The following is an 11,502-nucleotide window of genomic DNA, read 5'->3' as shown; positions in this document are numbered from 1 at the left end:
GAAAGGAAGATGAAATTGGAGAAAAAATGGTGGAAAGAAAGTGTTGTTTATCAAATTTATCCTCGGAGTTTCATGGATAGTAACGGGGACGGAATTGGAGATTTACGTGGAATTATTTCAAAACTTGATTATTTAAATGAATTAGGAGTTAATGTCGTTTGGCTATCACCTGTTTTCAAATCTCCAAACGATGATAATGGCTATGATATTAGTGACTATCAAGACATTATGGATGAGTTTGGTACCCTGAATGACTGGGATGATCTTTTGGAAGGATTACATTCACGCAATATGAAATTAATGATGGATCTAGTTGTTAATCACTCATCAGATGAACATAAATGGTTCATTGAATCCCGATCATCAAAAGATGATCCGTACAGAGACTACTATATTTGGCGCCCCGGCAAAGATGGAAAAGAGCCAAACAATTGGACATCAGTTTTTAGTGGTCCAGCTTGGCAATATGATAAAGAAACAGATGAATACTACCTTCATCTGTTTAGCAAAAAACAGCCTGATTTAAATTGGGCAAACCCTACAGTAAGAAAAGAAATTCATGACATGATGATATGGTGGCTTGATAAGGGCATTGATGGTTTTCGAATGGATGTGATTAACCTCATTTCCAAAGCGGAAGGATTGCCCAGCACTCCAGGCGGAAAGCGATACGACTGGGGTGGCGATTTCTTTATGAATGGTCCTCGTGTGCATGAGTATCTACAAGAGATGAATCGTGAGGTACTTTCGAAATATGACATGATGACAGTCGGCGAATGTCCTGGGGCATCCGTTGATGATGCCACTAAGTATGCGAATAGTGAAGGTACTGAACTAAATATGATTTTCACATTCGAACATATGGATTTAGACTCAGGACCAGGCGGAAAATGGGATGTAAAGCCTTTAAAGCTGGACGATCTTAAAGAATGCATGACAAAATGGCAGAAAGGATTGGAAGGAAAAGGATGGAATAGCCTTTATTTAAACAACCATGATCAACCAAGAATGGTCTCTCGCTTTGGCAATGATACATCTTACCGAGTAGAATCCGCAAAAATGCTTGGAACATTCCTTCATATGATGCAGGGAACGCCTTATATTTATCAAGGTGAGGAAATAGGTATGACAAATGTTAAATTTAGTCTTGATGAATATAAGGATATTGAGATTCTGAATATGTACCGTGAAAAAGTTATAGAGGGTCAAGAGGATAAAGCTAAAGTAATGGAATCCATTTATATTAAAGGCCGTGATAACGCTAGAACTCCTATGCAATGGGACGATAGTAAAAATGCTGGTTTTACAACAAGTACTCCTTGGTTAAAAGTAAATCCAAACTATAGAGAAATTAATGTGAAACAATCATTAGAAGACTCGAATTCTATCTTTTACTACTATCAAAAACTAATTAAGTTAAGAAAAAAATATGACGTAATTGTGTACGGTGCATATGATCTTATTTTAAAAGAAAATGAGCAAATTTATGCGTATATACGTACTTTAGATAACGAAACATTACTTGTTATTTGCAACTTTACAGGGGAAGCAGCCTACTTTGAATTACCAGAACACATTAGCTGTGAAGCTAGCCAACTGCTAATCAATAACTACGCGGATCAAAACAGTGATGAAATTTCTTCTAATACATTAAAACCTTATGAAGCGCGCGTTTATCTCTCGAAGTAACGAAAAAAAGTAACCTCGATCGTTTTTGACTTTATGAAGAGTTCACCTTTTGATGAACCTATTCTTTTTAAGCATATGCATCGTAAGGTTCGTGTGCGAGGACTTACAATTAATATTTTAAAACTAGATATACGGATACTTTCAAATTAAAAAGGCATGTGTATAGGAATAAAAAATAACTTTATATCCGAAAAACTTACCCATTAGGTAAGTTTTTCTTTTTTTCGTTTTAAATTACCGATAACAATACTAGTGAATTTAAATGGGTTATTATAATTCATGTTTTTTGCCTTAACCATGTGGATGCAATAATCCTAGACTTTGCGGTTATTTTAACTCTTCTATTTCATTCTTTAAAAAGTTCAACATCTTTTTCCCTCCTGCAAATAAAAAGCACCCAATTTAATGGATGCTTAGATTTCCTTTCTTTCGTAATCTTATTTCAAATTTATCACTGAAAAATTCATTTGCATTAAATATAGTACTAATGTCTGAAATATCACCAACGTTTACAATTAAGGCTTCATCAACTTCTTGATCTGTGAGAACTATGCGATATTCATATTGATTTTCAAAATATTTATCTTTCCAAAAGTAAATATCAGTCCCTTGATTTTTATAAGAGCTCATCCTAGCTGAGGAATTGATGTTATAATCATCGTATTTTACCAACCCCCCTCTGTAAGCATAACCTTTTTCATTGAGTGTTCTAGTAATTCTGTCAATAAATTGCGATGGTGTAACAAAAATTAAGCTATCTCCGAACTCCCTGATCATTTTATCGATTTGTTCATTAGGTAAATCAAATTTGGTATAGAAATACTTTTCATCCTCCTTAACCACTTTTAACATATCGCCGACAATTGCAAACATACAATATAATGGTCTTTTTTCATTTATATTTTTTCTGAAATTCATTTTTTTAGTTCGTCCCGACATTATTAATTCATGGGTATCTTGAGTAAAGAAATTCATTGTTAATTCCGTAAAAACATGTGCTGCTTCAAATTTGTCTCCTACACCTTTTTCTCCTGAAGCACTTTCCATATCAATATACTTTTTGAAATTATTCATATATAAATCTCCAGACAAGAAACTTTCCACAAAAGGTGTGAACTTTATAAATCCAAAAACTTGACCTTTAAATCCAACGTCTGATATTTTCATACTCTTCATTCCCTCCTATTTGACTACTAAATTCGACAAAAGGGACTATTCACCGGTATTTAATCCTAGACTATTAAGGTACGATTACTGTTAGTGAACATGTAAGAATGTATGCCTAGTTGACAAAGAATATACTTCATTAAAAAACGCTTATCCAAAGGATAGACAGTCTTTCTTCTTTACAGTCTTCCCTTTAACCTCTCCTGACTCCATAATCTCTCCCCAATAAAAAAAGCACCCAATTTAACGGATGCCCCCTTTAACATCAATAAAAAATCCTTCCGGTATTCAGGAAACACTTGAACCTATATAATTACCCGTTCAAGCTTTTCGTTGAAGTGAAATTCAAACGGGAGTGCCCGATTTTAAGGCTTCACGGAAAGATCAAATCTTTTAATATCTATGATTTCTCTCTGCACTGCGATTTGGACCATTTCATCGGCCGTTTTCAAAAATATTTAAAGCGGGAATCGTGAATATACAGAATATCACTAGGGTAGCGGTACTGTATAATAGAAGTATAGGTTTACATATTTTTGATGCTAATTACATTGCGTTCAGCTTATTCAAACTAAAGTATCGGTAGAAAGGTTGGTAACTATTTTGAGTATAAATCCAAATATGGTGGAGATAGCCTCCCTTCTTGGGGAAAAGTCACGTGCAACAATTCTTGCAAGTTTACTGGATGGGCGTTTTCATACTGCAGGTGAATTAGCATTGATGGCTGTAATAACACCTCAAACCGCCAGCTTTCACCTTTCTAAATTAATGGAAGGTAACCTTGTTAAAGTTGAAAAGCACGGACGACATCGTTACTATCAGCTAGCAAATGGAGAAATTGCGCACATTTTAGAATCATTTCTTGCCATTTCCCCACCTCCTGAAGTTCGGTCGTTAAAACAATCAAACCAAGTCAAATTGCTTAAGGAAGCCAGAACTTGCTATGATCATTTGGCTGGAAAACTAGGAGTCCAATTAACTGAATCGATGTTGAAAGCCGGATATTTGAAAATAGAAGAGAGAGAGTTCACAGTCACACCCAAAGGAGATCATTTTTTTTCTGAATTCGGCATCGATTTACTTGATTTAAGAAAAAAACGCCGTTCATTTTCCCATTCATGTTTAGACTGGAGTGAACGTCACCATCATCTTGGCGGTGCTTTAGGAAATGGGCTCCTTACACATTTTTTTGATTTAGGCTGGATAGTCCGTGTTCCATCTATTCGCGCAGTAAAAGTAACAGCTAAAGGGAAAGAAGGATTTAAAGAAGTTTTTTGTATAGAGGTATAATTTAATAATCCCTCGTGAAAAAGAAAAGAGGCTCTTTTCTTTTTCACGAGGGATTTTCTGTACTTAGCAGCTTAAGACAATCATAACGATTACTATAAAGCTCTTTTAACAAATTTATTTTCCTTTTGGAAATTGCTATTTACAAGATAGATGCCAATGATAATAAACAGTCCGCCGATTAGGAGTGAAGTGTATATCGGTTCACCTAATAGTGCCCACCCTGATAATACTCCGAAGAAAGGTGCCAAAAATAAAAAGGCACTTGTTTTTCCTGGATCACTCTTTTGTAAAAGGTAATACCAAACAGCGAATTGCACGATCGATGACATGATACTTAACCAAAATAAAATGAACAACGAATGAACATTCATTATGAAAAATGGTTTTTCAAGAATAAAGCTGCCAAGTAAAAGCAGTAAACCGCCAAAAAGCATCTGATAAGCAGATAATACCCATGTATCGGAAATCGCTCCCCATTTTTTCGCCAATAAAGTGGAAATGGCCCAGAAAACAGCAGAAAGAATACCGAAAAGAATACCAACCTTAAATTCAAGTTGAGCTCCCATCGTTATAATTACTCCAACTAATCCTAATGAAACTCCAATCCATTGATATAGTTTATAGCGTGTTTTTGATAAGATGGTACCGAATACAACAACAAGTAACGGGTTCGTGAATGTAAGTATTGAGGATTCACTTGCTGTTATAGTGCGTAAACTCAGGAAAATGCACCCCATAACTCCGGCTGTTTGAAAAGTGCCGATAATAAGGATTTTTATCCAATCCCCTTTAGAGTTTGGATGCGGTCTTTTAAAAAAGATAACGATCATCGCCATTATGAACCCAGCAAGTGTGAAGCGTAATGCTGCTAATAATAATGGGGATGAATAAGGCAGACCAATTTTAACTACTGCAAAGGAAGAACCCATTAAAAATGTCGTTAAAAGTATCAACAGTGTAAATTTGTAAGTATTCATTTTTTTATCTCCTGACATATTTAAATGACGATCTACCGATATTATAGCTGGTGATTATTTCAGCTATCATCGAAATATGGAATACAAGTGGAGATAAATTAAATAGTATCGACATATTATAGGAATCCTTATAGTTTAATTGGCATAAGTAACCCTTTTTAAATCATCGTATTCATCTTTTGAAATCAACTCCAATTCTTGAAGTTTTACCTCTCCCATCAAACTTCATGCCTTAAAGCTCTCTCATCAACCTATATAGGCTTGTAATTCCTACTTTTCATATATTTCTAGAGGCAAATCATCCGGATCACAAAAAAAAGTAAACCTTTTTCCTGTTAACTCATCAACACGGATTTCGGAATGTATCACCATATCTACATTTTATATCCTTATACATTCCTGAAGACTTTTCATTATATGTTAAAAAAAGAGCCCTCCAGTATGATTTGGGTAAATGAACACCACATCATACGGAAGAAGCTCTATCATGCAATTACACATCAAACGAATTTGACTGTTTGAGAGAACCAGCGAATAATCATTAAACTTGCCCTTATTATACTGCCGTATAACCGCCGTCTACAATAAGGCTTGTGCCTGTAACAAATGATGCATCGTCACTTGCAAGGAAGAGAACAGCTTTCGCCACTTCTTCCGCTCTGCCTAAACGGCCAATTGGATGTAAATCGATCAAACCTTGTCTGATCTCACCTTGTGCTTCCGCAATAAGTGGTGTATCAATATATCCTGGGCAAACTGCATTGACACGAATGCCATCTTTGGCATAAGTTGAACCTAACGTTTGTGTTAATAGTTTGACCCCGCCTTTCGCAGCAGAATAGGCTGTTACCCCCGGTTTCCCTGCATGGCTATGGATGGAGCCTGTATTGACAATGGCGCCGCCTGTAGATTGTTTTTGCATTTGCTCTATCGCATATTTATCGGATAGGAAGACACCGGATAAATTAATATCAATTGTTTTTTGCCATTGTTCATAGCTTAACTCATGGATGTTTCCGTCTCTTGCAATCCCTGCGTTTGCGAACATGATATCCAGTTTTCCATATTTATTAACCGTCTCTTCAATCATTTTCTTTACGTCATTTTCATTTGTCACGTCAGTTTTAACAAAAAGAGTATCATACCCTTTTCCATTTAACTCTTCTGATACAGCTTGTCCATGATCAGCAAAATCGGCAATGACCACCTTTGCTCCTTCTTCTGCAAATAATTGAGCCGTACTTGCTCCAATCCCGCTTGCTCCCCCAGTTACGATCGCCACTTTATTTTCCAATCTCATATTTAAACACTCCTTAATTTTTAGTTTTTAATATCCGTTAGAAAGGGATTTTAGCGAGCAGTCGCTCCGCCATCTATTACAAATTCAGTACCCGTAGTATAGGAAGATTCGTCCGAGGCAATGAAAAGCACTGTATTCGCTACATTATTGACGCTGCCCAGATGTCCCAACGGGAATTCTTTACCCAATTCATCTTTTGAACTGCCCGTTTGTTCAGATGCATAGTCCGCCATCCCGGTATCGATATATCCTGGATGAATCGAGTTTACACGGACCCCTTTTGAAGCATACTCGATAGCAGCATCTTTAGTCATTGTCCGAACCGCTCCCTTGCTTGCACCGTATAAAACATGACCAGGGGCTCCAATCAAGCCTGCTATGGAAGAAGCGTTTATGACTGAACCTTTATTTTGTTTCGCCATCAGTGGCATAATATGCTTCATTCCCAGGAATACGCCGGTCACGTTAATCGACATGAGACGATTCCACTCCTCCAGTTCAATCTCCGCAACCGGTTTAATGATATAAATACCCGCATTGTTGAACAGAACATCCACCTTATCAAAAGTATCGATCGTTTCCTTTGCAACCTTTTTCCAATCTTCTTCATTGCTGACATCATGACGAATGAATAGTGCCTCTCCGCCGATTGCCTGAATGTCTTTCACAGCCTGATCACCGGATTCCTGGTTTATGTCAGTTATGACGATTTTTGCTCCCTCACTAGCAAATAGCAAAGCTGTTTCTTTCCCGATTCCTGTACCCCCGCCAGTAATGATTGCCACTTTGTTTTCAAGTCTCATGATTTCATCAGATCTCCTTTTCTTATTTTACTGATACTGAAATCCTCAACCTTAGAGGTTCTCACTAGACAAGTATTCCTATACAAGTAAATAAAGCTGACTTTAACAATTGTCCCCCCCTTTAAATGGAATGCCGCTAAAAAAGCTTCATTGTCTGTCTATTCCTTTATTTTACTCCTCGTAATTTGAAATACTATCCTATAATATGCTGTATAATAATTGGGTAAGTATCCCCCTTATATAGGGTTATTTTGTTTAAGGAGAAGAGACTCGTATGACCCAGCACTCTCATGCTTATGAAGAGATATCGTTTCAGCAATTCATCTTATTCATAAAAAGCCATAACAAACAGATTGAAGAAAATATCAATATTTATTTAAATCTAGAGCCCCTTATATTAGAAAATGAACGTAAGGTGATACAAACATTACTGGAATCATTTCTACTATTTTTATCCGCTCCAAAAATCGAAGACATAAATGAAACGTACGATAAGTATCTGGAAACTTGGCTTCAATCACATTTACCCATTTTAAATGTGAACCATTTCAGCATGTTCCGATTAATCTTTGAAAAGTCCATCGTTACCTTAATGGCCAACCTGAAACATGCCCATACCATCTCCATTCTAATGTTCTTATTATCCATTTTCTCTCATCTCATCCATAGCTATAACAAATGGATGGATGTCGAACCAATGCAACTTTCAAAAACCCACGAAGAAAATGCTGAACTTAAAAGGCTGCAACTATTAGACCAGTTGGATGAGCTTCTAATTAACTCATCAGGAATTAAGGATTTTGCTCATATCCTAAAAAAATGTGAAGAGTTCTTTCACTATAAAAGATGTGTTTTTTATGCTTATATTCCTTGGTCCAATCAATTTTATGGCACCATTGGATTGGAGCTGCCTAAGGTTCAAAGCATGAGAGGACAACTCAGCTTGAAGCAATCCTTTGTTTTCAATTCAAAAAAGCCTGTATTTTTAAAGAATCCCAATCATTATATTAAAAAGGAACATATAGCCTTGTTTAATCTTTCATCTGTCATATTTGTGCCGATTGTTCATGACCAGCAAGTTTTTGGCTGGCTGACCTTTGATCAATTAGGAGAGGAATTCGATTATTCAAAAGATGAACTAACTTTACTTGAACAGGTCGGAAAACGGTTAGGCTTATATTTATCAAGAAAGGATGATGAGGTATCCATTGATATAGATCTACAATTGACGGAACGGGAGTCCATGGTTTTAAATTTGCTGGCGGAGGGGTTTAACAATAAAAAGATGGCCGAATTATTGCAATTAAGCGAGCATACTATAAGGGATTATATAAGCAGTTTAATGACAAAGTTTAAAGCCAAGAACCGTACACAAGTCGTAGTCTATGGATTTCGTTTTGGTCTATTAAAGTAAAATCTGATTTCCTTTAATCGTTATGTAAGTCAAAATAAATCCTTACATAGTTAGTTGTTGAATATATCATTTACAGTGGCTGCCATATCATAATCATTGGAAACGACTTTGAAGAAAGATTCTGTCATGGCAGCCTGCGATCCACTTCTGAAGGTATCAATTCATGTACTCATATTTATAATCGCCTGTTATATTAATAGCACTATCCACCTGAATATTACGGATGGATCCTTCATTAAGGCTAAAATCCTCTTTAGAAACTTCTTTCCATTTTTTCAAATCCTTTCTGTAGATAACTGCTTCTAAATTATAGATGTCTATATTTTTTTCAAGAGCATATTTGTACGTATCCCTAATTTCTTTCTCTAATGCCCCCTGTATTTTTTCTTTAAGATGGTGTAAGGAGATGTTTTCTTCCATATCCGTTACGGCACCTTCTACTTCAATTGAAATATCGAATTCGACTGTATCATTTACATAGATAGGCTTTATATTGAATTTTGGCCTCATTAGAGATATTTGAACATTTTTGTTTTTGTTGATTTTTATTCCAATTGGGGACCTTACCGTTGATTTTGTTAACCATCTCATCCCCCCAAGATGTTTATTTGCTATCTCCCCCTTTAGCTGATTATTTTTAATAAAATAGGTCCCTGATAGTTTTACAGTGTTCTGTGTTTTTTCTTTTGCTTTCCATACCTCATTTTTTAACGAAACCTTCGGTAGTTTTATTGTCATTCCTGTTTCATAATTTTGCGTATAAAATCTTTGGATCCGGATGGGTTCGACAAAGGATCTTAATTTATAAATATCCTTCGGATTGAAAATGCTTGTTTGCACTGAAGAGCCGAATAAACTATTGACAAAGAGGATCTTTTCTAAGGAATCATCGGTTCCATATAACCAAGTTGTTTCCCTAATTTGCTGAAATCTTAAAATGGGATCGTTTACGTTGACCAATCCATGTTTTAGTAAGCTTTCAGAGAAAATGATCAATTTAACATGAGCCCAATAAATATACTGGTTTGACCTTTTATAAATGTCATTCATGGCCTCGTTCATTGTTTTCCCTCGCCCTTTGGCGACCCAAACAGGTGTTGGTTTTGGTTCCAATCCTTCTTGTTTAGCCACACCGGCAAAAGACGTCACCTGCACATAAATGACATACTGCCCATTCTGATAATCTATTCCCATTGCACTTATATATTGAATATCTTGAATATCCTTGGCATCCCAGCAGCCACTTAAAAGAGCAAGGCTCATTACGAATAGTATAAATCTAAGGATCATTTTCATTAGCGATTTCCTTTTGTTCTGTCCTTAGTTTTCAGCATTTCGGCTCGTTTCTTTCTAAAGAGATATGGCTTCACAAAGACACCGCCCCCTAGAAGATCTTTCAAGGATAGTGGTGATATAGGCGCTAAGTAGGGTAAACCATAAATCTGCAGCCTTGATAAATAAAGGACAATGGAGAAAACACCGAGAAAGAATCCGAATAAACCTAAAACAGAAGAGAGAAATAATACAAAAAACCTGGCCATGCTTACAATTCCACCTAAAGATTGATTGATTAATGTATAGGTGGCTACCGCAGTTGTACCTGCCACCACCAACATCGTCGGGGATGTAATCCCTCCTCTAATTGCCGCATCCCCTATAATTAATCCACCCACAACGGCCAGTGATTGACCGATTGCTTTGGGGAGTGTGATCCCTGCCTCTCGAAACAACTCAAATAAACCCAAAATCAAGAAGGCCTCTTGTTGAGGTGATATAGGCAACCCAAATCTAGATACGGTTATCGTCGCCAAAAATGGGAAGGGGAGCTGGTCTAATTGAAATGATATTAGTGCTATATAAAAACCTGGCAGGAATATTGATATCACCAGTCCGATAATGCGAAAGAAATATTCGAAATTTGTATAGTAAGATGGAGTATGACGATCTTCCGCCGCCCTTAACAATAATGTAATATTACCTGGTCCAATTAAGGCAGTTGGTGACCCATCCACTAAAATGGCAAAGCGCCCATTATTTAAACTGGCTACAGCATAATCCGGCCTCCCTGTATAATCAAAAAACGGGATCAGGTTGAACTTACTGCCTGATAAAAATTCTTCAAGTTCAGTAGTTCCCAACAAGATATCTGTATTTATTGAGGAAATTTTCCTTTTTACTTTTTCAATGGTTTCTGGATTTACAACATCCTTCACATATAATAAATTGATTTTTGTCTTGCTCCTTTTGCCAATGGTAAATGCTTGATTTTCGAGTGATGCAGTTTTATATCTTTTTCTGATCAACCCTAAATTAACAGAGATATCTTCAATAAATCCATCACGTGGACCTCGGATGGAAATTTCACTACTTGTTTCCTCGGGACTTCGATTCGGGATGCTTGGTAGGGAAAACATGAATAATAATTCCAATTCTTCAAATAGCATCAGGACCATCCCGGAAAATACGTTTTCCTCCACATTTTCTTTTAAAGTGGAGGAAGGGAAAACCCTACTGACTTTAAATTCGTCTTGCGGATCCTCTATAACCTCTTCTTCCTTCAGTTTAGAATTTATGAATACACTACCTTCAAGCCGTGCTACTGATTCCCACAACTTTTTGACATCGACCAACACCTCTGAATAAATCAAAGTGCAAATAAGGGGCGGATCGGTTTTCCCTTCAGATGTAATGGTATGCTTTTTGAATTTTACATCCGAGCTCATTCCGAATAATTCATTGAAATACTCCGTCTTTAGTTGGATCTCCGAAGAACTCCCCTTATTTGACTTGTTCAATAGAGGCTCCATTCTTTTTCACCCTTTCTTTCAAAAAAATGACCATGTTAATAAAAAAGGTTATAAC

The 11,502-nt window shown here is 36.5% G+C and carries 9 protein-coding genes and 1 pseudogene; 3 read left to right on the top strand and 7 right to left on the bottom strand.

Annotation, left to right across the window (positions count from 1 at the left end; genetic code table 11):
- Positions 1–15 precede the first annotated feature (15 nt).
- A complete protein-coding gene (locus tag AC3ISB_RS09845; protein ID WP_489276242.1) occupies positions 16–1,689 on the top strand; it encodes a glycoside hydrolase family 13 protein in 1,674 nt (557 codons plus the stop codon).
- A 402-nt stretch (positions 1,690–2,091) separates the two neighbouring features.
- Here AC3ISB_RS09845 and AC3ISB_RS09840 read toward each other — a convergent pair whose 3' ends face one another.
- Positions 2,092–2,856: a hypothetical protein gene (locus AC3ISB_RS09840; RefSeq protein ID WP_144528640.1), complete on the bottom strand. Its 765-nt coding sequence runs from the start codon at positions 2,854–2,856 to the stop codon at positions 2,092–2,094.
- A 603-nt stretch (positions 2,857–3,459) separates the two neighbouring features.
- Here AC3ISB_RS09840 and AC3ISB_RS09835 point away from each other — a divergent pair.
- Entirely contained in the window at positions 3,460–4,146 is a 687-nt protein-coding gene (locus AC3ISB_RS09835; protein ID WP_144528641.1) for an ArsR/SmtB family transcription factor, read from the top strand.
- A gap of 92 nt (positions 4,147–4,238) precedes the next feature.
- Here AC3ISB_RS09835 and AC3ISB_RS09830 read toward each other — a convergent pair whose 3' ends face one another.
- The 4 genes and pseudogenes from AC3ISB_RS09830 to AC3ISB_RS09815 form a co-directional block, all read right to left on the bottom strand.
- Entirely contained in the window at positions 4,239–5,123 is an 885-nt protein-coding gene (locus tag AC3ISB_RS09830; protein WP_480338780.1) for a DMT family transporter, read from the bottom strand.
- Between the two features lie 270 nt (positions 5,124–5,393).
- Positions 5,394–5,477 (bottom strand): annotated as a pseudogene (locus AC3ISB_RS09825) (VOC family protein); the annotation flags it as partial.
- Between the two features lie 202 nt (positions 5,478–5,679).
- Complete coding sequence (locus AC3ISB_RS09820) at positions 5,680–6,423, bottom strand: SDR family NAD(P)-dependent oxidoreductase (protein ID WP_141994738.1); 744 nt, start codon at positions 6,421–6,423, stop codon at positions 5,680–5,682.
- A 50-nt stretch (positions 6,424–6,473) separates the two neighbouring features.
- On the bottom strand, positions 6,474–7,226 hold the full coding sequence (locus tag AC3ISB_RS09815; protein WP_098372816.1) for an SDR family NAD(P)-dependent oxidoreductase: 753 nt from the start codon (positions 7,224–7,226) through the stop codon (positions 6,474–6,476).
- Between the two features lie 274 nt (positions 7,227–7,500).
- Here AC3ISB_RS09815 and AC3ISB_RS09810 point away from each other — a divergent pair, with 274 nt between their 5' ends.
- Positions 7,501–8,640, top strand: a complete 1,140-nt coding sequence (locus AC3ISB_RS09810) for a LuxR C-terminal-related transcriptional regulator (RefSeq protein WP_063234572.1) — start codon at positions 7,501–7,503, stop codon at positions 8,638–8,640.
- Positions 8,641–8,796: 156 nt separating this feature from the next.
- Here AC3ISB_RS09810 and AC3ISB_RS09805 read toward each other — a convergent pair whose 3' ends face one another.
- Together AC3ISB_RS09805 and AC3ISB_RS09800 are read right to left on the bottom strand one after the other, a co-directional pair.
- Entirely contained in the window at positions 8,797–9,936 is a 1,140-nt protein-coding gene (locus tag AC3ISB_RS09805; protein ID WP_480338778.1) for a Ger(x)C family spore germination protein, read from the bottom strand.
- On the bottom strand, positions 9,936–11,447 hold the full coding sequence (locus tag AC3ISB_RS09800; RefSeq protein WP_489276237.1) for a spore germination protein: 1,512 nt from the start codon (positions 11,445–11,447) through the stop codon (positions 9,936–9,938). Before AC3ISB_RS09800 ends, AC3ISB_RS09805 begins: the two co-directional genes overlap by 1 nt.
- Between the last annotated feature and the right edge of the window lie 55 nt (positions 11,448–11,502).

This window comes from Peribacillus sp. GL_122 (genome assembly GCF_057835005.1).
This window is presented reverse-complemented; position numbering and strand designations above follow the sequence as displayed.